This window comes from Nocardioides astragali (assembly GCF_024436375.1).
GTDB lineage: Bacteria > Actinomycetota > Actinomycetes > Propionibacteriales > Nocardioidaceae > Nocardioides > Nocardioides astragali.
This window is the reverse complement of record NZ_JAFMZM010000008.1, coordinates 18,369-38,771: the sequence shown is the minus strand read 5'-3', so window position 1 is coordinate 38,771 and position 20,403 is coordinate 18,369. Positions and strand designations below refer to the sequence as shown.

At 71.1% G+C, this 20,403-nt stretch carries 15 protein-coding genes and 1 pseudogene; 4 read left to right on the top strand and 12 right to left on the bottom strand.

Going from position 1 to position 20,403, the window contains the following annotated elements:
* Positions 1 to 10: 10 nt before the first annotated feature.
* The 3 genes from J3P44_RS23595 to J3P44_RS23585 all read right to left on the bottom strand — a co-directional run bounded on the left by J3P44_RS23595 (position 11) and on the right by J3P44_RS23585 (position 4,623).
* The gene (locus tag J3P44_RS23595; protein WP_255892961.1) at positions 11 to 1,399 is read right to left on the bottom strand and encodes a DUF5719 family protein; all 1,389 of its coding nucleotides are present in this window, start codon (positions 1,397 to 1,399) and stop codon (positions 11 to 13) included.
* Entirely contained in the window at positions 1,392 to 4,304 is a 2,913-nt protein-coding gene (locus J3P44_RS23590; RefSeq protein ID WP_255892960.1) for a glycosyltransferase family 2 protein, read from the bottom strand. The genes J3P44_RS23595 and J3P44_RS23590 overlap by 8 nt, the downstream gene beginning before the upstream one ends.
* 61 nt (positions 4,305 to 4,365) lie before the next feature.
* Positions 4,366 to 4,623 carry a WhiB family transcriptional regulator gene (locus J3P44_RS23585; protein WP_091199910.1) on the bottom strand — a complete coding sequence of 86 codons (258 nt, stop codon included), beginning with the start codon at positions 4,621 to 4,623 and terminating at the stop codon, positions 4,366 to 4,368.
* A gap of 123 nt (positions 4,624 to 4,746) precedes the next feature.
* Here J3P44_RS23585 and cofD point away from each other — a divergent pair, with 123 nt between their 5' ends.
* The 4 genes from cofD to J3P44_RS23565 all read left to right on the top strand — a co-directional run bounded on the left by cofD (position 4,747) and on the right by J3P44_RS23565 (position 8,261).
* Entirely contained in the window at positions 4,747 to 5,790 is a 1,044-nt protein-coding gene (gene cofD / locus J3P44_RS23580; protein WP_255892959.1) for a 2-phospho-L-lactate transferase, read from the top strand.
* Positions 5,787 to 6,698, top strand: coding sequence for a coenzyme F420-0:L-glutamate ligase (gene cofE / locus J3P44_RS23575; protein ID WP_255892958.1), 912 nt, complete (start codon positions 5,787 to 5,789; stop codon positions 6,696 to 6,698). The genes cofD and cofE overlap by 4 nt, the downstream gene beginning before the upstream one ends.
* Positions 6,699 to 6,787: 89 nt before the next feature.
* The gene (locus J3P44_RS23570) at positions 6,788 to 7,525 is read left to right on the top strand and encodes a DUF3105 domain-containing protein (RefSeq protein ID WP_255892957.1); all 738 of its coding nucleotides are present in this window, start codon (positions 6,788 to 6,790) and stop codon (positions 7,523 to 7,525) included.
* A 4-nt stretch (positions 7,526 to 7,529) separates the two neighbouring features.
* Complete coding sequence (locus J3P44_RS23565) at positions 7,530 to 8,261, top strand: TIGR03089 family protein (RefSeq protein ID WP_255892956.1); 732 nt, start codon at positions 7,530 to 7,532, stop codon at positions 8,259 to 8,261.
* A gap of 12 nt (positions 8,262 to 8,273) precedes the next feature.
* Here the strand turns inward: J3P44_RS23565 and J3P44_RS23560 are convergent, their stop codons facing one another.
* The 9 genes and pseudogenes from J3P44_RS23560 to J3P44_RS23520 all read right to left on the bottom strand — a co-directional run bounded on the left by J3P44_RS23560 (position 8,274) and on the right by J3P44_RS23520 (position 20,397).
* On the bottom strand, positions 8,274 to 11,033 hold the full coding sequence (locus J3P44_RS23560; protein ID WP_255892955.1) for an FG-GAP-like repeat-containing protein: 2,760 nt from the start codon (positions 11,031 to 11,033) through the stop codon (positions 8,274 to 8,276).
* A 170-nt stretch (positions 11,034 to 11,203) separates the two neighbouring features.
* A pseudogene (locus J3P44_RS23555) lies at positions 11,204 to 11,875 on the bottom strand (ABC transporter ATP-binding protein); the annotation flags it as partial.
* A 122-nt stretch (positions 11,876 to 11,997) separates the two neighbouring features.
* On the bottom strand, positions 11,998 to 12,969 hold the full coding sequence (locus tag J3P44_RS23550) for an ABC transporter permease (RefSeq protein WP_255892953.1): 972 nt from the start codon (positions 12,967 to 12,969) through the stop codon (positions 11,998 to 12,000).
* Positions 12,966 to 15,023 (bottom strand): glycosyltransferase, encoded by a 2,058-nt coding sequence (locus J3P44_RS23545; RefSeq protein ID WP_255892952.1) that lies wholly within the window; start codon positions 15,021 to 15,023, stop codon positions 12,966 to 12,968. Before J3P44_RS23545 ends, J3P44_RS23550 begins: the two co-directional genes overlap by 4 nt.
* On the bottom strand, positions 15,020 to 16,216 hold the full coding sequence (gene glf / locus J3P44_RS23540; RefSeq protein WP_255892951.1) for a UDP-galactopyranose mutase: 1,197 nt from the start codon (positions 16,214 to 16,216) through the stop codon (positions 15,020 to 15,022). The genes J3P44_RS23545 and glf overlap by 4 nt, the downstream gene beginning before the upstream one ends.
* A 36-nt stretch (positions 16,217 to 16,252) precedes the next feature.
* Positions 16,253 to 17,188 (bottom strand): glycosyltransferase family 2 protein, encoded by a 936-nt coding sequence (locus J3P44_RS23535; RefSeq protein WP_255892950.1) that lies wholly within the window; start codon positions 17,186 to 17,188, stop codon positions 16,253 to 16,255.
* A complete protein-coding gene (locus J3P44_RS23530; protein ID WP_255892949.1) occupies positions 17,185 to 18,111 on the bottom strand; it encodes a glycosyltransferase family 2 protein in 927 nt (308 codons plus the stop codon). Before J3P44_RS23530 ends, J3P44_RS23535 begins: the two co-directional genes overlap by 4 nt.
* A gap of 31 nt (positions 18,112 to 18,142) precedes the next feature.
* The gene (locus J3P44_RS23525) at positions 18,143 to 19,675 is read right to left on the bottom strand and encodes an LCP family protein (protein ID WP_255892948.1); all 1,533 of its coding nucleotides are present in this window, start codon (positions 19,673 to 19,675) and stop codon (positions 18,143 to 18,145) included.
* Positions 19,676 to 19,797: 122 nt separating this feature from the next.
* Positions 19,798 to 20,397, bottom strand: coding sequence for a GNAT family N-acetyltransferase (locus J3P44_RS23520; protein ID WP_255892947.1), 600 nt, complete (start codon positions 20,395 to 20,397; stop codon positions 19,798 to 19,800).
* Between the last annotated feature and the right edge of the window lie 6 nt (positions 20,398 to 20,403).

The following is a 20,403-nucleotide window of genomic DNA, read 5'->3' as shown; positions in this document are numbered from 1 at the left end:
GAGCGCGGCGCTATCGCTGGGCGGGACGGACGTCGGGCACCTGGCTGGTGGTCACCAGCTGCGAGAGCGGGAGCACGGACAGGCCCCGGTCGCTGACCTCCAGCGCCACGACCGCCCCGGTGCGCTCGATCGCCACCAGCGCGAGCACTGCCTCGTCGGGCAGTCGTACGCGAGCCGCGGTCGCCGGGTCGAGCTCGACGCGACGCTCGCGCACCACGACACGGCCGTCCTCGTCCCAGGCCTGCAGGGTGAGCACGCCGGGCGCGCCGGCGCCGGCCACGACGAGGCGCTTCGAGCCGGCCGGGAGCGCCGCGGCCGTCTCCCCCACCACCGTGGCTCCCGCCACGGAGAAGGCCAGGTCGCCGGGGACCTGCGTCCGCAGGCTCGCCGTGACCGGTCCGGTGGCCTCGAGCTTGAGCGCCTGGACCCCCTCCGCGGTGCGGCCGCGCAGCACGCCGCTCAGGTCGACCTCGCTCACCGAGGCAGGGGCGAGCGTGACCTCCTCGACGCCGGACGGGGCGAACTCGCTCTCCTCGCTGACCAGCTTGAGCGCGACGCGCACCTCGCTGTCGCCTGGGTTGGCCAGCGTGAGTGTCCGGTCGGCGGGAGTCGTCCCCACGCCCGCGAGGTACGACGTCGCGGTCGGCGTCGCCTGCGATGGCAGCCACTCGCGGACGGGCGCGTCGCGCCCGACCGGGTCGACGACGTCGACCACGCTGGAGGCGAGCCGGCCGCGGGACACCAGCACCTGCGCGGCGAGCGCGTCGCGGTTGGGGGTCACCTCGGAGAGGTCGAAGGACGTCGAGCGGCCGCCGGGGACCCGGATCCCCCGCAGCGCAGGTACGTCGACCGGGCCACTGCCGTCCCACACCATCACGTCGGCGACGGCCGGGCCCTTGTCGGGGTTGACCAGGGTCAGCGTCGAGGCGTGCTCGGCCGAGGCGCCGAGCCCGGTGAACCACCGCTCCGGCGCGGGCTGGTCGCAGCCGGTCGCGGACCCGGCACCGGACCGGGTCACCACGAGACCGGGGGCCAGGTCGCCGCTGCCGTTGACGACGACGTACTGCCGCTCGGTGCGGGCGGCGACGCCGTCGGCGAGCGTCTCGGTGTCGTCCTGACGGCCCACCCGCAGGTCGAGTTCGCCGGAGGCGAGCCCGGTGCTGCCCAGTCGCAGGTCGTCGGCACCCGGCAGGCGCGGCGGGCAGACCGCGGTCGAGCGGTCGAGCGGCGCGCCGGTGGGGGCGTGCGAGGTCGAGGGCGTCTCCGCGGGGCGGACGAGCCCGAGCGCCGCCACGGTCAGCAGCGGGATCGCGACTGCCAGCAGGGTCAGGGGGGACGGTCGTCGCCCGGTCACCTCGGCGACGCGGCGGCGGCCACCGCCCGGTGCGCGCTCAGCCATCGACGTGCCCCTCTCGCCGCTTCCTCACGGTCGGGGCGGCGAGGACGAGGGCGGCCAGGATCGCGAACCCCTGCAGCACCAGCAAGCCGGTGCGCCACCACGAGCCGGGGCCCTCCACCGCGGACGGGTCGAGCGGCCGGTCCACCCGCCAGGCGCGGGTGCTCCGGTCCTCCGCGCTGGCCTGGTCGAGACCGGCCGTCGCGTCCAGCAGCGAGGAGATGCTGCCGTCCGCGGGCGAGCTGAGGACGACGTACTCGATCCCTCGGGCGCCCAGCTCCGCGACCACCGCCGGTGTGGGCGAGGAGACCAGCGCTCGCACGTCCTCGGTCAGCCCGGTGTCCTCGTCGGCCAGGGTGAGGACCTCGTCCTCGCCCAGCGTGGTGCCGTCGTCGCGCCGGATGCGGTAGGTGATGCCGTCCTCGACGGAGCCGCCCAGCACCAGGACGCCGTGCTCCTCGCCGACCAGCGAGCTCTGCTGCATGTAGACCGGCACCGCCTGGGCGGCGTCGCGCGCCAGGGCGTTGTCGGGGGTGGTGAGCCACCAGCCCAGGCCACCCAGCGGCACCAGGGCGGCCGTGACGGCCAGGCCGGTCGCGAGGCCGCGCTGCCACCAGGGGTGGTGCTCGTCGAGGCGGCGCAGGTAGGCGTCGGCGCCGAGCACGACGGCGACGACCGTCGTGCCCTGAAGGATCACCACGAAGAGGCCGAGGCTCGGGCGGGTGGTGATCGAGGGCAGGTCGAGCGTGAGGCGGGACAGCACGCCGGCGGCGAGGGCCGCGGCCAGGGCGACCAGCCAGCAGATCGTCACGGAGACGCGCGTACGCCGTGGGACGAGCGCGACTACCGCGAGCAGGGCGAGCACCACCCCGAGCCATCCCGGCGCGCCGAGGTCGTTGAGCCGTCCCGTCAGGAGCCCGCCGAAGGTGACCTGGTCGACGGTCAGCCGGCCGGCCTCGAGCAGCAGCCCCGACCCCGAGCCCGTGGCGATCAGGGGCAGCAGCCACGGCGCGAGCAGGACCGGGGTGGCGGCCACCGCGACGACGGGGGGTCCCCAGCTGTCGCGCTCACGCAGCAGGCGCGGTGCGATGAACCCCGCAGCGCCCAGCACCACCGCGGTGGCCAGCAGCGCGAAGAGCCAGAAGCCCGGCACGAAGGCCGCACCCAGGGCGAGCAGCAGGGCCGTGCGCCAGGCCGCACGCCAGCGACGGTCGCGGTCGGGATCGACGAAGCCCAGCGCCGCGTGAGCGGCCCACGGCAGCAGGGCTGCCACGGCCACGGTGCCGAAACGTCCCTCGCCCCATGCCCCCGAGGTCACCGGGACGAGCGCGTAGGTGAGGGCGCCCCACACGACCAGCCAGCGCGGGAGGCCGAGCGGGTCCACGAGGTGGCCGACGACCTTCAACAGCCGCCACGCACCCCACGCGGCGATCGGCACTGCCAGCAGCATCAGCCCGGACACCACGGCGCCCGTGTGGCCGAGCATGACGGAGGCGGCCAGCGCGAACGGCAGGACGTAGGCCGGGGCCGGCACGTCGGTCCCCGTGCCCAGCGGCAGCCACGTCGCGGCGTGCAGCCGCCACCAGTCATCGGCCGTGTTTGGCACCGGGGACAGGGCACCACCGGTGATCGTGCCGAACGCCTCTCGTCCCGCGAGCAGCGCGAGCACCCCGAAGAGCACCAGCACCACGGCGACGGGGTTGGTGAAGAACCGCGCGACGAGGCCGGTGTCGGTGAGGTAGGCCTCTTCGTCGTCCTCCGCCGACCCGCGGCGCTGCTCGCGGCTCGACGGGGTCGACCCGGGTGCCTTGGCGAGCCGACGGCGCTCGGCCACGTCGGCGGCCTGGCTGGTCGCGGCGGACGCGAGGTCGGTGACGAAATCGAGGCCGTGACGGTAGGGCAGCCACCGCGGCGCCAGCAGGGGTCGTACGTCGGCGGGCTCGCCCTCGCGCCGCCTCGCGCGCTCGCGCCGGGCGGCCAGCACCTGGCGGGGACGGCCGTGCACGGACAGGACGGCGGCGAGCTCGTCGAGAGCCTCCCCCACCGACCGGACGCCGAGGTAGCCGAGCACGCGGAGCAGGGAGCCGAAGAAGAGGCGGACGTACTGCCAGGCGAAGGCACGCGAGGGCACGTTGGCCAGCGACGTGAACAGCGCCGCGCGTCGCTCCTGGTAGTGCGTGTGACGTCCGGTCAGCGGCGTACGACGCACTCCGCGGTGCGCCGCCTCCGCGTGGAACACGACCGCCTGCGGCACCACGAGGGTGCGGTGCCCGGCGAGCGCGGCGCGCCAGCCGAAGTCGATGTCGTTGCCGAAGATGGGCAGCTCCTCGTCCAGACCACCCAGCGACTCGAGCACCTGCCGCTTGACCAGCATGCCCGCGGTGTTGACGGCCAGCACCTCGCGGACGGCGTCGTGCTGGCCCTGGTCGTACTCGCCCCGCTCCAGACCAGTCTCGCGGTGTCCGGTGCCGGTGATGGTCAGGCCGACCTCCAGCAGGCGGCGCAGCGAGGGCCACTCACGCAGCTTCGGGCCGAGGATCGCGACGTCCGGGTGCTCGCGCGCCGCGGCCAGCAGCTCGGCCAGCGCGGTGGGCTCCGGGTTGCTGTCGTCATGCAACAGCCACACCCACTCGTCGCCCTCGCCGTCCGGGGAGGGCGCCGACGGCGCCAGGTCCAGTGCGTGGCGGACGGCGGCGGGATAGCTCGTGGAGCCCGGCACGACATCGGTCAGCAGCGGGACGGAGGAGCCTTCGAGCGCGGTGCGGACCAGGTCGACGCTGTCGTCACGGCTCGTGGTGTCGACGGCCACGACGCGGTCGACCGGGTGGGTCTGCCCGGTCAGACCAGCGAGAACCGCTGGGAGCCATCGCGCCCCGTCATGACTGACGAGAAGCGCAGTGACGGACACCGGAGCACCTTAGCGAGGCGCTCCACGTGGTTGGAAAACGGCGGTGGGACGGCGAAAGCCGTCAGACTGCGCGCTTCTTCAGCTTGCGGCGCTCGCGCTCGGAGAGGCCGCCCCAGATGCCGAAGCGCTCGTCATTCATCAATGCGGACTCGAGGCAGTCGTCGCGCACCTCGCACGTCAGGCAGACCTTCTTGGCCTCCCTGGTCGATCCGCCCTTCTCGGGGAAGAACGCCTCGGGGTCAGTCTGCGCGCACAACGCGCGGTCCTGCCAACCGAGCTCCTCGCCCTCGGGCTCGAGGAGAAACAGTTCTGCTCTCATGGTGGTAGCCCTTTCGACCCGGCCTCACAAAATGAATGACACTGTGGGAATTACATGCCTGTCGTACCCCGCAAGTCAAGCCCGGATCTGATATGGCCAATCGCCTTCCGGCAGGCTGTTCCTATGCCATCATCCCCGCCGACGCTCCGCCGTATCACCGTCCTCTCGGGCGGAGTCGGCGGGGCCCGCTTCATCCAGGGCCTCCTGCACGGCCTCCGTTCGGGCCTCGTCCCAGGCGGATCCCCCGACACCGAGGTCACCGTGGTGGCCAACACGGCGGACGACTGGTGGATCCACGGCCTCAAGGTGTGTCCCGACCTCGACACCGTGATGTACACACTCGGCGACGGCATCGACGTCGAGCGCGGATGGGGCCGCCGCGACGAGACCTGGAGCGCCCGGACCGAGCTCGAGGCGTACGGCGTGGAGCCGACGTGGTTCGGTCTCGGGGACCGCGACATCGCCACCCACCTCGTGCGCACCCAGATGCTCGAGGCCGGGTTCTCGCTGTCGCAGGTGACCGCGGCGCTGTGCCGGCGGTGGCTCTCGCCCCTCCACGGGGACACGGTGACGCTCCTGCCGATGAGCGACGACCGGGTCGAGACCCACATCGCGGTCGCCGACCCTGACAGCCCGAGCGGCAGGTCGGTGATCCACTTCCAGGAGTACTGGGTGCGGCTGCGCGCCGCGGTGCCCGCCGAAGCGGTGCTCGTCGTGGGCCAGGACGCCGCGACACCCGCCCCCGGCGTGCTCGAGGCCATCGCCGGGACCGACCTGGTGATCCTCCCGCCGTCCAACCCGGTGGTCTCCGTCGGCACCATCCTCGGCGTCCCGGGCATCCGCGACGCCGTCCGCGCCACGCCCGCGCCGGTGGTCGGTCTCTCCCCCATCGTCGGCGCCTCGCACGTGCACGGCATGGCGGCGCAGGTGCTGACGAGCATCGGCGTGGAGGTCAGCGCCGGCGCGGTCGGCGCCCACTTCGGCGCCCGGTCCGAGGGCGGCGTCCTCGACGGCTGGCTGGTCGACTCCCGCGACGCCGACCAGCTCGCCCGGCTCGAGGCGGCCGGCCTCCGCGCGCAGGCGGTGCCGCTGATGATGAGCGACCCCGACGCCACCGCCGCGATGGCCGCCGCTGCCGTGGCGCTCGCGTCGGCCGGCAGGGCATGAGCGAGCGCAGCCAGCTCGAGGCCTGGGCACCTGACGGGCTCCCCGAGGTCACGGCCGGCGACGACCTCGCGGCGCTCGTGCTGGCCGCCACCGGGGGCGGCGCCGACCTCGCCGACGGCGACGTCGTGGCGGTGACGAGCAAGGTCGTCAGCAAGGCCGAGGGTCGCACCCGGGTCGTCGATCGCGACGCCGCGATCGACGAGGAGACGCTCCGGGTGCTCGCCCGCCGTGGCTCGACCCGGATCGTGCGCCACCGGCTGGGCCTGACGATGGCCGCGGCCGGGGTGGACGCCTCCAACGTCGCGGCCGGCACGGTCGCGCTGCTCCCCCTCGACCCCGACGGCTCGGCCCGCGACCTGCGCCGCTCGATCCGCGAGCGGGCCGGGGTCAACGTCGGCGTCATCGTCACCGACACCGCGGGCCGGGCCTGGCGCGAGGGCCAGACCGACATCGCGATCGGCGCCGCCGGACTCGTCGTCGCCGAGAACTTCGCGGGTCGCACCGACCCCTACGGCAACCCGCTCGCGGTGACCCTTCCCGCCGTGGCCGACGAGCTGGCCGGCGCGGCCGAGCTGGTGCAGGGCAAGCTCGCCGGTCGACCGGTGGCCGTGATCCGCGGTCGCGGCGACCTGGTGCTGCCGCCCGGGGAGGAGGGGCCCGGTGCCGCGTCCCTCGTGCGCCCCGAGGGCGGCGACCTGTTCGGCTGGGGCGCCCGCGAGGCCGTCGTACGAGCCCTGGCGGGTGACATCGCCGACCTGCCGCCGTTCGGCGAGCCGGCGTCGGTGGCCGAGCTCGCAGGGGCACTCGGCCGGCTGCCCGACGACGCGGACCGGACCGCTGTCGCGGCGGTCTGCTTCGCGCACGGCTGGCGGACCGATGACTGGCTCCGCACCGGTGGCAAGGCCTGATCCGACGGCGTGTGCCTCGTGTCACCCGTGACTACGTAGACTCTGCCACCGCAGCCCGCAGTTCCGACGACCGAGAGACACCGAGCACCGTGGCCAAGCAGGCAAAGACCGACCGTCAGGCGGTCATCGACTCCATCCGCTCCCAGCAGTCCAAGGCCGAGAACCGGCGTGGCATGGCCATCGTGGGCGTGTGCGTCCTTGTCGCGGTGCTCATCGTGGGTGCCGCGGCCTACAACCCGGTCAAGGACTGGTGGGACCTGCGCGCCTACGCCTCCGCCTCGTTGAACGACATCGGAGCGAAGGCGTCGGTGTGCCAGAAGGTCACCACGAAGTCGGCCGAGGGCAGCCAGGACCACGTCGAGCCGGGCACGCCGATGAGCTACCCCGACGCCCCGCCCGCCTTCGGCCAGCACTGGAAGATGTGGGACAGCATGGAGCGCAAGCTCTACACGACCTCGGACCGTCCCGAGCTCGGTGAGCTGGTGCACAACCTCGAGCACGGCTTCACGATCCTCTGGTACGACGAGACGATCGCCGAGAGCTCGGACAAGATGGACATGCTGCGCGGCATCGCCTCCAAGCTCCAGGGCACCGAGAACCTGCGCGACAAGTTCAAGGCCGTGCCGTGGACCTCCGAGGACGGCAAGGCCTTCCCCAAGGGCCAACACATCGCCTTCACCCACTGGTCGGTCGGTGGCGTGGGCGAGACCGACCCGGCCAAGCAGGTCGGCGTGTGGCAGTACTGCTCCGACATCAGTGGCGCGGCGCTCGAGACGTTCATGGAGGACTACCCCTACATGGACTCCCCGGAGCCCAACGCCGTCTGAGCGGATGACGACCTTCGCCGAGGTGCTCGCCGCCCAGCTGCGGCGCGATCCCGGACGCCCCCTGCTCACGTTCTACGACCACGCCACCGACGAGCGGGTGGAGCTGTCGGTCACGACGTACGCCAACTGGGTCGCGAAGGCGTCCGGACTGCTGAGCGACGTCGCCGACCTCGAGCGCGGCATGTCGCTGCGGGTCGACCTGCCGCCCCACTGGCTGGCGCCGGTGTTCCTCGGCGCCGCCTGGACCGTCGGGCTGCGGGTGACCACCTCCGACGAGCCGGACGCAGTGGTGTGCGGCCCGGAGGCCCTCGAGACGTGGGCACCTCGTGCCGCACAGGTGCCCGTCCTCGCGTGCAGCCTGCGCCCTCTCGGCGTGCGGTTCGCGGAGCCGCTGCCCGAGCGGGTCCTCGACGTGGGATTGGAGATCTGGGCACAGCCCGACGGGTTCGCTGCCTGGGACCCGCCCACGGGCGACGACGCCGCCACCGACGAGCTCAGCCAGCGTGACCTGTTCGGCCCTCGCCCCGCACCCGCAGACGACCTGACGGCCGCCGCCGGGAGCTCTCTCACCCACGGCGGCCGTCTTCTGTCGGTGGCCGACCCGGCTTCCCCACCAGGAATGGCCACCTTCACCGAGCCCCTCAGACGAGGAGGCTCGCTGGTCCTTGTCCGCAACCCGGACCCGGATCGCCTCGACGACGTCCACGTCGCCGAGCGCGCGACCGCGAGGGCCTGACTGCGCGCTGCTTCACCCGGCCAGGTCGAAGGCCCCCAATCCCTCACCCAGCACGCGCGGGGAGGAGACGCCGGAGCGACGACCGCTGTAGATGTAGGCCACGCCGCTCGTCCGGTCGCGCACGATGTAGTCGCCCGCGCCCTTGAGCTTCATGTCCTGGACTCCGAGCACCCAGTCGAAGCTCGAGAGGTCGGCCGGGAGGCCGGCCGGCGTCGCGACCTTGCCCGCCACCGGCGCCACGCTGTTGAACGCGGTGCCGTTGCCGGTCCACACCGACAGCGTGCCCCCGGTCGGGGTGCCGAGCAGGTCCGGGTTGCCGTCACCGGTCACGTCGCCGACCGCCCTGATCCCGGAGACGGTGTTCCAGGCGTTGCCCACGACCCGCCCGGGGGCCAGTGCACCGGTGCCGTTGCCCGTGTAGAGCCACAGCTCTCCGGAGACGCTGCGGGCCAGGACGTCGCCGAACCCGTCTCGGTTGACGTCGCCGGCGTTGAGCAGGAGGTCCATGCCGGCGAAGGAGACGCCGGTGTCGATGGGCGCACCGAGCTCGAACGTGTCGCGGTTGGCGACCACCACGAGCGACTTCCCGGTCACGCCGATCAGGTCGGCGCCCGCGCCACCGACCATCTGGGCGCCGGTGATCCACCGCATCGTCTTGAGGTTGGTCGCCGGGCCGAGCGCGGCGCCGTACGTCCCGTCGCCCCGACCCGGCATCAGCAGCACGTTGCCCTTGCTGGTGCGCGCGACCAGGTCGGAGCGCCCGTCGCCGTTGAAGTCTCCGCCGACGAGGCGGTTGTAGCCGCTCCACGAGCCCGCGACGCGCGTCGCCGGGCCGAACAGGCCCGTGCCGTAGCCCTTCTGGAGCAGCAGCCGGTTCTTGGTCCGCAGGAGCAGGTCGGCCTTGCCGTCGCCGTTGACGTCGCCGCCACCGATGAGCTGGCGGTAGTTGCCGTAGCCCTTGCGGGTCGTCTTCCGGGCGAAGCCGCCCTTGCTGGTGGCCAGCAGCGTGGTGAGGCGCCCCTTGAACCGGGCGACCAGGTCGTTGCGACGGTCGCCGTTGATGTCGCCGACAGCGGTGATGAGCGAGTAGCCGCGCAGCCTGAGCTTCTTGGCCGTGTCGCCGAACTTGCCGTTGCCCTTGCCGGCGCGCACCCGCACCACACCTGACTTGTCGGCGGTCACGAGGTCCGCGACACCGTCACCGGTGAGGTCGGGCGAGACGAGGACGTCCGCACGCTGGTCCCAGCCGGTCTTGCCGACCACCGTGCGCTTCTGGAACGAGGTGAGGCCACCGGTCGGGATGACCAGGCCCCGACCGTCGGAGGCGCGACGCACCACCAGGTCGGGGTAGGGCGAGGCGTCGAGGTTGTTCTGCGGGTTCGGTTCGCTCACGGTCACCGGCGTGGGTCCGACCGGGGTGACCGGAGCAGCCTGCGTGGCGTACGTGCGGATGGTCGGCAGCTGGGCGTAGAGATACCTGCCGGGGCACGCGGTCGAGCCCGCGTCGCGGTGGCCGTTGATCGCCGGGAACGTCGAGCGGCCGACCTTCTGTGCCGTCGACGCCGGGTTGACGCCGTGCAGCGAGAGCTTCCAGGCGAACAGCTGGCCGTAGGCACGCAGCATGACGTCCGGGGGCTGGACCGTGTCGAAGTTTCCGATGGCCGACATCGCGAAGGAGTAGTCGTTGTAGTTGAGCGTGTGGGCGCCGACGACCGGCTTGTCGATCCCGCCGTAGCGTCCCTCCCAGATGCGGCCGAACCGGTCGACGAGGAAGTTGTAGCCGATGTCGCTCCAGCCGCGGGACTTCACGTGGTAGGCGTAGATGCTGCGCAGGAGCGCGGGCACCTGGGCCTCGCTGTAGTCGTTGGCGTTGACCGTGTGGTGGACGAAGCCGGCGCTGATCGTGCCGTAGCGCAGGGCGCTCTTGTTGCGGATGCTCTCGTCGGCACCCCACTGGGCACGCGAGAAGATCGTGGGCTGGGCGACCGTCTGGGCGGTCTTCGCGCTGGTCTGGGCGGCCTGGAGCGCCAGGGTGTCGGACTCCGTCCCCCCTGACTCCAGCGAGCCGCGGTCGTCGTACTCGTCGTCGTACGCCGTGGTGTCGGACTGCGACGGCTTGTCGGCGGGCTCCTCGGTCTTGGTGCCCCGTGCCGTGCCCGGGTCCACGAGAGCCAGGGACAGGTCCTCGGGCAGCGCGACCCCGTCGGTGCTGGCCGCGACCTGGACGTCGTCCACGTCGCCCACGAACATCGGCTCGGTGCCGGGACGGGCGTTCGCCGCCTCGGCGCTGCCAGCGTCCGGCGCGTGCTCGTCGTGGTACTCGAGGGCCTCCCAGTCGCTCCACTCGTCGCCGGTGCGGGTGCGCACCTTGAGGGAGATCTGGTCCTCCGCGAGGTCCTCACCGTGCTCCCAGGTGACGCCGATGGCGCCGAAGCCGCTCAGCGTCTGCGGCTTGCTCACCACGCGGGCGTCGGTCGATCCTCCGGCGACGGTGCGGCCCTGCAGGCCGTCGAAGCTGCCGTCGGCGCCGGTGAGGGGCACCTCGGTGACCGTCGGCGTGACCGCCCGGGTCGGGACGGTGGCCGACATGAGCTCGGCCGGGACGGCCTGGCCGCCCGTCCCGCCGCCGGTGTCGGAGGGCTGTCGGCCGGGGCTCTCGCCCACGATGTCGAGGGACACCACGCCAGAGGCGGGGGTGAGCACGACGAGCACGACCCCCAGGGCCAGCAGCTGCTGGCAGAGGGTGATGAGACGGGCCTGAAGAGGTCGCATGAAAGATCTACTCCTGTGTGGGGGAAGGTCACACAAGGCAGAAGTTCACACCAGTCACACCAGTCACGCTAGAGTTTCTGAGTAACTACAACGCTGTAATTTCCAGTCGACACGCCGAAGGAGCCTGGAATTCTCCCCGGATTCTCGCCGGAAGAGTCGGCGAAGCGGTGCTAGATGTCGCTGGCAAGGGCGTCGTCGCGCTCGTCCTCGGAGCTCTCCTCGCTGTCCGGCTCGTCGTCGTCGCCGTCGTAGTGGAGGTACTTGATCGCCCCGTCGACGTCGCCGTCGAAGCCGACCGTGCCCTTGTCCAGGACGATCGCCCGGTCGCACATCCGCTTGACGGAGCCCGCGGAGTGGCTGACGTAGAACATCGTGATCCCGGACTCGCGGATCTCCTTCATGCGCTTGAGGCACTTGCGCTTGAACGGCCGGTCCCCCACCGCCAGCACCTCGTCGGCGATGAAGATGTCGCAGTCGACGTGGACCGCCACGGCGAAGCCGAGACGGGCGAACATGCCCGAGGAGTAGTTGCCGACCGGGGTGTCGAGGAAGCGCCCGACGTCGGCGAAGGAGGCGATGTCGTCGAACTTCGCGTCCGTCTCCTCCTTGCTCATGCCGAGCATGGCCGCGTTCATGTAGATGTTGTCGCGCCCGGTGAGCTCGTTGTGGAACCCCGCACCGGTGGCGATCAGGCCGGAGATGCGTCCGCGGGTCAGCACCTGGCCCTCGTCGGGCCGCATCACGCCGCTGACCAGCTTGAGCAGGGTCGACTTGCCCGAGCCGTTGAGGCCCATCAGGCCGATCGACTCGCCCTGCTTGACCTCGAAGGAGACCCGGTCGAGGGCCTTGAACTCGTCCTGCGACGCCTGGCGGCGGACCTTGCCCTGGACGAGCTTCTTGAGCGTCGGGTGGTATTGGTAGCGGAACGACTTGGTGACGTCATCCACCACGATCGAGGTGGTCATCAGAGGCGCTCCGGGATCGACTTCTCGAGGCGGGCGAACACCATCTGTCCGACCACCAGCAGCACCAGGCCGACCGCGAGCATGATGAAGCCGCGCGTGAAGAGGTGGTCGGCGAACTCCGGCGCCGGGATGATGGTGCCGTCCCCGTTGGGGTTGGGCATGGTGGCACAGGGGAGGTCGGCGCACGTGGGGTACCAGAAGCCGCGCTGGATCAGCTGGACGGCCTCGGCGACAGGGTTGGCCAGGTAGACCTCGTGCCAGAAGTTCGGGAACCGGTCGTAGGTGATCCAGTAGGGGTACATCATCGGCGTCGTGAAGGGGATCATGTTGATGAAGGTCTGCACGATCCGCTGGAAGTCGCGGAAGATCACGTTGATGCACGAGAAGAGCAGGCCGCAGGCCGTGCCGAACACCATGATCAGCACGAAGCCCAGGAAGGCTGCCCCCATGCCGACCGCGTCCGGGACCCACATCGGTCCATCTCCCCACCAGCCGGTGAGGAGGCAGGCCGCGACCAGGATGATCAGCTGCGGCACCGCGTGCCACAGCGAGACCAGCATCGACGCCACGGGGAACATCTCGCGGGGCATCGCCATCTTGGCGATCACGCCCTTGTTGGACAGCAGCGAGCGCGTGCCGGCTGTCACGGTCTCGGTGAAGTAGTTGACCAGCACCATGCCCGCGAACAGGTGGATGGCGAAGTTCTCGAGACCCAGGCCACGCCCGAGCAGCAGCCCGAATACGGCGTAGAAGGTGAGGAAGCGGGTCAGCGGGTTGATGTAGGACCAGATCAGCCCGAACGCCGTCCCCGCGTAGCGCGCCTTGATCTCGCGACGCACCATGAGGCGCAGCAGGTAGCGCCGGCGGAACACCTCGAGCACGCCGGACGTGCGGGAGGGCGGGGCGAGCGGAACGTGCGCGAGGTCGTGGCGGACCTCGACCGGTAGCGCGTCAGTGCCGGACTGGCTCACGCACCCTCACCCGGGTCGGCAGCCTGGTCGTCGGGCTGGTCGTCGGGCTGGTCGTCGGCCCGCATCCACGGCGCGAACGTCTTCTCCCAGGCCTCGGGCGAGGTGATCTCGCCCAGCGCGTCGCGGTACTGCCGCGCCAGCTCGGGCCACTCGCGGTGGAAGCGGCGGTGGATGTCGACGGTGCGCTTGAGCAGGTCACGGTAGTGGGCGGGGTCGCGCTTGTAGAGGGCGACGGAGCTGCCGTCGTTCATCGAGACCACGGCCGAGTCGTACTTGACGAGGTTCCACCACTTGGCATCCATCGCGGTGAGCTCGGTCTCGGGGTAGTCCGTCGCCATCTCGCGCACCGGGCGGAGCTGGCGGATCGGCGCGAGGCCGGCGGCGATCAGCGTGCTCAGTCGGCCCGGGATCTCGATGTCGGACTTGCCCTTCTTGGGCGGCTTCTTGCGGCGCACCGGCGGGAGGTCGTCACGGTCGAGGTGGAGCTGCGCGTCGGAGTACTGCTTGCGGAACGCGTTGATGTCCGCCAGCTTCGTGGCGAGCTCACCGTGCAGTGCGTGCGGGCCGCGCAGCACGTCCTCCATCGCCAGGTGCCGCAGCTCGGCGGTGGAGTACTGGAGCGAGGCGAGGTGCTTGACCTGGTGGTTGAGGCTCTCGCGAACCATCCGGCCACCGCGCTCGTAGGGCGAGTGCAGCAGCGCGGCGATGATCCGGTTGCGGTGGTGGAAGTAGGACTGCCAGTCCAGGCCGTCGTTCTTGTCGGTCCACGGCACGTGCCACACGGCGGCGCCGGGGAAGGACACCGTCGGGTAGCCGGCCTCCTTGGCGCGCAGGCCGAACTCGGAGTCGTCCCACTTGATGAAGATCGGCAGGGAGAGGCCCACCTCCTCGAGCACGACCCGCGGGATCAGGCACATGAACCAGCCGTTGAAGTCGACGTCGGCCCGCTTGTGCAGCCAGCGCGACGAGCGCAGGTTGCGCGCGCCGAAGTTCCACTGGCTGTAGCCGTCGAGCCGGGTCTGCCACCAGAAGCGCCACGGCTGGACGATCTCGCCGAAGGAGTGCAGCTCGGAGCGGCTGTAGAGGTTGAACATGTGGCCGCCGACGATCGTCGGTCGCTTGGCGAGGTCACCGAAGGTGACCGCCCGGATGATGCCCTCGGGCTCGCAGACGACGTCGTCGTCCATCATCATCGCGTAGGTGGCGGTGCCCTTGCGCACGCTCTCCAGCTGCCCGCGGGCGTAGCCGCCCGACCCGCCCAGGTTGCCCTGGACGATGACGCGCAGCTTGTCGCCCAGGCCCTCGCGTGCGGTCGGGAAGTGGGTGCTGTCGGTGACCTTGTCCTTGCCCTGGTCCATCACGAAGACCGTGTCGAGGTAGGGCTGGAGCTCCTCGGCGGCCCCGAGCTGGCCCAGCAGCTGGGCGCTCATGTCGGGGAGCATCGTGGTGATGCAGACGTCGACGGTGCCGTGCTCGGCACGGTCCGCGGGGACCTGGGCGGTCCACTCCGCGCCCTCGACCGTGGCGCCGTGGTCGCCGGCGACGACGTCGTACCAGTACCACCCGCCGTCGACGAACGGCTTGAGCGGGAGCGTGAAGCTGAACGAACCTGAGTCGCCCTCGACCGTGGCGGCGTCCACGCGCTGGGAGTGGCCGCGTGCCATCGACTTGTAGACCGTCACCATCGACCCGGCGCCGGTGACGTCCACCGTCAGCTCGACCTGGTCCACGACGGTGTGACGGCGCCAGTAGGACGCCGGGAAGGCGTTGAAGTAGGTGCCGAACGACAGCAGCTGCGACGGCTCGAGCCGCAGCGCGGTGCGCGAGCGGATCTGGTCGGGGTGCAGCTTGCGACCGGTCGAGGTGGACTGCCGGATCGCGGCGTTGTTGAGGTCCTTGGCCGCCTTGTCGCCACCGACCGCGTCCCGGTCGGTGTCGAGCTTGGCCTCCTCCAGGTCGACGTAGAGGGGGAACACGTCGGTGTCCCGGTCGATCGGGAGGATCTGCCGCTGGAGCAGCCGGGTCACAGTGGTCGTGCTGGTCTCGGTGCTCATGCGTCGATGCCTCCGCTGGTCAGCTCGGCGCCCTCGGTGAAGTGGGGCTTGAGCTTGTTGTCGTACATCGACAGCGCTGCGCCGATGGCCATGTGCATGTCGAGGTACTTGTAGGTGCCGAGCCGGCCGCCGAAGAGCACCATCGGCTCGGACTTGGCGAGCTCGCGGTACTTGAGCAGCTTGGCACGGTCGTCGGCAGTGTTCACCGGGTAGTAGGGCTCGTCACCCTCCTCGGCGAAGCGGCTGTACTCGTGGACGATCACGCTCTTGCCCGGCAGGTGGGTCTTCTCCCGCTCCGGGTGGAAGTGCTTGAACTCGATGATCCGGGTGTAGGGGACTTCCTGGTCGTTGTAGTTGACCACGCCGGTGCCCTGGAAGTCGCCCGTGTCGACGACGCTCTCCTCCAGGTCGACGGTGCGCCAGGACAGGCGGCCCTCGGAGTTGCCGAAGTACTCGTCGACCGGGCCGGTGTAGACGATCGGGACCTTGCCCTTGTAGTCGTCGGCTACCGCGAAGAAGTCGGTCTCGAGGCGGACCTCGATGTTGGGGTGGTCGGCCATCTTGGTCAGCCAGGCGGTGTAGCCGTCGACGGGCAGGCCCTCGTAGGTGTCGCTGAACCAGCCGTTCTGGAAGGTGTAGCGCACCGGCAGCCGGGTGATGATCTCGGCGCTGAGCTCGGTCGGGTCGGTCTGCCACTGCTTGGCGGTGTAGCCCTTGATGAACGCCTCGTAGAGCGGGCGGCCGATCAGGCTGATCGCCTTCTCCTCCAGGTTGGAGGCGTCCTCGGTGGCGATCTCGCTCGACTGCTCTGCGATGAGGGCCCGCGCCTCGTCGGGCGTGTGGGACTTGCCGAAGAACTGGTTGATCAGTCCCAGGTTCATCGGCAGCGAGTAGACCTGTCCCTGGTACTTGCCGAAGACCCGGTGCTTGTAGTCGGTGAACGACGTGAAGCGGTTGGCGTACTGCCACACCCGCTCGTTGGAGGTGTGGAAGAGGTGCGCGCCGTACTTGTGCACCTCCACTCCTGTCTCGGGGTCGAACTCGCTGTAGGCGTTCCCCCCGAGGTGGTGGCGGCGCTCGAGGATGAGGACGCGGAGGCCCAGCTCCTCGGCGCACCGCTCGGCGATGGTGAGACCGAACAGTCCGGCGCCGACGATGACGAGGTCTGGCTGTTGCGTTGAACCCTGGGACAAGGGATGAACTCCTGTGGGTGAGATGCGCTGGTGAGTCTATCGAGGGGGCAGTGCCGAGGTCGTCAGGCGGCGCATGCCCCGCGCCGAGGCCATGGCGCGGATCACGTTGCGGGCCTCGGCCGGCCCGCCGCGGACCGGGCTGAGCAGGACGACCATGAGGGTGATCAACCACGGCTTGAGCCGGACCAGGGCGTTCTCCCCGTGGCGCAGGTGCACCACGAAGAGGTTGCGGTACATGTAGAAGCCCTTCCAGCCGGACAGGTCGTGCTGCTGGTTGAAGTCGAGCTGCCGGACGAGCACGGCGTCGCGCACCGCCCACACGCGGCGACCTGACCGGCGGGCGCGGACGGCGTACTCGGCGTCGTCGTAGAAGATGAAGAAGGCCGGGTCGGGGAAGCCGATGTCGGCGATGACGTCGCGGCGCACCATGAAGCCCTCGAAGGCGACGTTCTGCACCTCGACCAGCGGCGGCATCGACACGCGGTCGGCGTACACCGTGTCGACGGCGGCGCGCTTGGGCCGGATGGCGAGAGGGTTGCGGAGGTCGAAGTCGACCGCCGCCTTCTCGACGAGGGTGCCGGCGAGGTCCTCGCGCACGGCGATCAGGCAGTCCTCGTCGACGGCCATCAGCACCTCGAGGCAGTCGGGTGCGGGCACCACGTCGTCGTCCATCAGCCAGACGCGGTCGAAGCCGGCGTCGTAGGCCGCCCGTACGCCGAGGTGGAACCCACCGGCACCGCCGAGGTTGGTCTCCGACGTCGTCACGTGGAGCGGCAGGTCGGCGCGCGCGTCGAGCACGGCACGCGTGTGGTCCGTGCTGGCGTTGTCGACGACGATGACGGCGTCGGGCGCGTGGGTCTGCGCGGCCAGGCCGTCGAGCATGCCGACCAGCAGGTCGGCGCGGTTGAAGGTGACGACGACGACCGCCACCCTCTCCCCCGGGCTCCCCTGGCCGGTCGCGCCCGCCGTCACAGGAACCTCCGGTGGCTGTCGAAGTCCCCGGCGATGCCGGCCCGCATCGCGCTGAGGCTCAGTCGCAGCCGCGAGAGGCTCGGTCGGGTGAACGTGTAGAACCACGCGGTCTTCACCACGAAGGCGGCCGCGTGCAGGGGGCCGCGGTAGTCGCGGAGGTTGACCAGGTTGTTGCGAGCCATGCAGTAGTGCTTGAGGTCGCTGGGCGAGTCGTTGTAGGTCGTGCGGCCGAACATCATCGGGGTGCCCAGGTTGCCGACGCTGGGGTGGCGCACGGTGGCGGTGACGACGGTGGCCACGCGGGCACCGGCCTCCTCGGCGCGCAGGCGGTATTCGTGGTCGTCGCCCCAGATGAAGAACTCCTCGCGGGGCAGGCCGATGCGGTCCACGAGCTCCTTCGTCACGAGCACCCCGTTGAAGGGGATCACGATGCCGTCGATGCGGTCGTCGCGTGCCGCGCGGCGTACGTCGTCGACGGCGTGCACCACCCGGGTCCCGCCGGGGAGCCGGATCGGGAAGACCAGCCGGCCGGGATCGGACTCGTCCACGACGAGCGGCCCCCAGAAGTCGAGGTTGTCGGTCTCCGCCAACAGCTGCTCGAGGCAGTCGAGGTCGGGCAGGCCGTCGTCGTCCATCAGCCACACGAGGTCCGCCTCGCGGTCGATCGCCCAGGCCAGGCCGTCGTGGAAGCCCCCGGCGCCGCCGCGGTTGGTGGGCAGCGACCGGGACTGGAGCGGGATCTCGCCGGTGTGCCCGCGAGCGGCGAGCCACTCCGACGTGCCGTCGGAGGACGCGTTGTCGATGACCAGCACCTCGGCCAGGCCCTCGATCCCCCCGAGGCGCTGGACGAGCCTCTCCAGCAGCGCGAGGCGGTTGAAGGTGACCACGACCGCGACGATGCGGGGCAGGGGTCCGGTGGTCACGGCGTACACACTAGGGGTGAACCGGCGGCGTTCAGCACACGGCGCCGAGGTCCTCCGACTGGTTGGCCGCGTAGCCCTGCGAGAGCGAGCCGATCGAGCCTCCGGTGACCGCGGGCGGCGTGCTCGGTGTGCTCGGCGCGGATGGGGTGGGGGCCCCGCCCCCGGTCTGCTCGGGCGCGGTCGAGCTCGGAGCCTCGGAGCTCGCCTCGCTGCTGGTGTCGGGTGCTGCCTCGGCCGTGTCCGGCGCCGCCTCGGCGGTGTCCGGCTCCGCCTCGCGCCCCTCCGCCTTCGCGATCGTGGCCGCGACCTTCTGGTGGATGAGCTCGATGTCGGGGTCAGCCGTGTTGATCATGGGCGGGACCAGGGACAACGTGGCGATCTTCTGGCTCCTCGCCTTCAGCGCCAGGTCGACGAAGCGGTCGACCTCCCCGCGCGGGACGTTGGTGGAGACCATCGCCGAGCTCGCGCCGGCGATCTCCTCGAAGTTGCGCAGCGCTGCCTGCGGGCTGACCTGCTGCAGCATCGCGCTCATCACGCACTTCTGGCGGGCCATGCGCGAGTAGTCGTCGGAGCCCTCACGCGCGCGGGCGAACCAGAGGGTGTCGTGGCCGTCGAGCGTGCGCTTGCCGGGCTCGATGTAGTGGAAGGACTCCTCGTGGGGCAGCCCCACCGGGATCGGCTGGCGCACGTTGAGCTCGACGCCCCCCACGGCGTCGACGAGGTCCTTGAAGCCCTCGAGGTTGACCATCGCCCAGTAGTTCATCTCCAGGCCGGTGATGCCCTCGACGCCCTGGATGGTGGCGTCGACACCGGGGTTCTCGGAGCCCTTGAACAGCTCGGCATGGTCGAGCGCCCAGGTGGAGAGCCCGTTGAGGTACATGCCCTCCACGTCGAAGCCGTCGGGGAACTGCTCGGCCATCACCGAGCCCTCGGCGAAGGGGAAGTTCTGCATGTTGCGCGGCAGGGAGATGAGCACCGTCCTGCCGGTCTCGGCGTCGATGCTGGCCACGGTCATGGCGTCCGGCCGCAGGCCCCACCGACCGGCTCCGGAGTCGCCGCCCATCAGCAGCACGTTGAAACGCCCGTGGTGGGCGCCGACCGCCGAGCCGTCGCCGAACATCGAGATCATGAACTGGCGCTGCACGCCGATCACGTGCGCACCGAAGAGCAGGGCGCCGGCGACGCTGAAGCAGAGGAAGCCGTTGACGCCGACGATGGCGAGCCGGTGCTGGCGCTGCAGTGTCAGTGGCTGGCCGAGGCGCCAGGCGTCGAGGAACAGGTAGGCCCAGCCGACGGCCAGGGCCATCAGTCCCAGGCGGAGGACCTGCAGGAGCGTCGTGTTGGTGCCGGCCCAGAAGGCGACGCCGTGCCAGAAGTACGTCGACACCAGTGCGAGCGTGCCCAGGGCGAGGAGGACGAGCCAGGTGCGCAGCGCGATGCGTCCCACCCGGCGGCTGCCGGCCACAAGCTGCGCGGACCCCGGGAGCACGAAGGTCATCAGCATCAGCGTCACCGCGCGACGGAACCGGACGCGCTGCGCGCGGTCGAGCGTGGTGAACCGCATCTGGTGCGACCCGGGGGGCGGGACGGGCGGCATCGGGGGCCTTTCAGCTGGGGGAAGTCAGCTCGTCCAGTATCACCAGTCACACCCGCCCCACCGCGCCACGACGCGCCGTGAAGGACAGGTCAGCCCAGCAGGCCCTGCCGGGGCATACCGACGGCGTCCAGGGCGTCGACCAGTGCGTCGTCCGGGTCCCGGTCGAGGTAGACCAGGCGCACCGCAGCGGGGTCCGGGTTGTCCGCGTCGGGCCCGCGCCACACCAGCCGCAGCCCGACCTTCTCCGCGGTGCGGCGCGAGGCGTGGTTGTGCTCGAGCAGGTAGGCGAGCACCGGACGTTCGGGCGCGACGTCGTGCGCGGCGTCGAGGGCGGCGAGACCCATCTCGGTGGCATATCCCCGGCCCACCACGCGCTGGTCGAAGCGGTAGTAGAGGTTCCACCAGCCCGGCTCCCCCAGCCCCTCGTCGGGCACCGAGCAACCGCCGCGGCCGATGACGGGGCCGTCCGCGGCGTCGCGGATCGACCAGTACGCCAGGCCGTCGCGCTCGAAGCGCCGGCGGCTCGCGCCGACCATCGTGCGACCCGCCTCCGGATCGGTGACCACACCCGAGGGGAAGTGGCGCCAGGAGGCCGGGTCACGGTGGATCGTGAGAAGAGCGTCGGCGTCGCCGTCGACCGGCTCGTCCAGCCAGAGCCGCTCGGTGCGCACGTGCGTCCAGCGGGTCATCCCTCC

Excerpts from the sequence above, each read along its gene's own strand:
- J3P44_RS23560 (WP_255892955.1), bottom strand. The coding sequence starts at position 11,033 with ATGCGACCTCTTCAGGCCCGTCTCATCACCCTCTGCCAGCAGCTGCTG.
- cofE (WP_255892958.1), top strand. The coding sequence starts at position 5,787 with ATGAGCGAGCGCAGCCAGCTCGAGGCCTGGGCACCTGACGGGCTCCCC.
- J3P44_RS23565 (WP_255892956.1), top strand. The coding sequence starts at position 7,530 with ATGACGACCTTCGCCGAGGTGCTCGCCGCCCAGCTGCGGCGCGATCCC.
- J3P44_RS23525 (WP_255892948.1), bottom strand. The coding sequence starts at position 19,675 with ATGCGGTTCACCACGCTCGACCGCGCGCAGCGCGTCCGGTTCCGTCGC.
- J3P44_RS23520 (WP_255892947.1), bottom strand. The coding sequence starts at position 20,397 with ATGACCCGCTGGACGCACGTGCGCACCGAGCGGCTCTGGCTGGACGAG.
- J3P44_RS23595 (WP_255892961.1), bottom strand. The coding sequence starts at position 1,399 with ATGGCTGAGCGCGCACCGGGCGGTGGCCGCCGCCGCGTCGCCGAGGTG.
- J3P44_RS23585 (WP_091199910.1), bottom strand. The coding sequence starts at position 4,623 with ATGAGAGCAGAACTGTTTCTCCTCGAGCCCGAGGGCGAGGAGCTCGGT.
- cofD (WP_255892959.1), top strand. The coding sequence starts at position 4,747 with ATGCCATCATCCCCGCCGACGCTCCGCCGTATCACCGTCCTCTCGGGC.
- J3P44_RS23545 (WP_255892952.1), bottom strand. The coding sequence starts at position 15,023 with ATGAGCACCGAGACCAGCACGACCACTGTGACCCGGCTGCTCCAGCGG.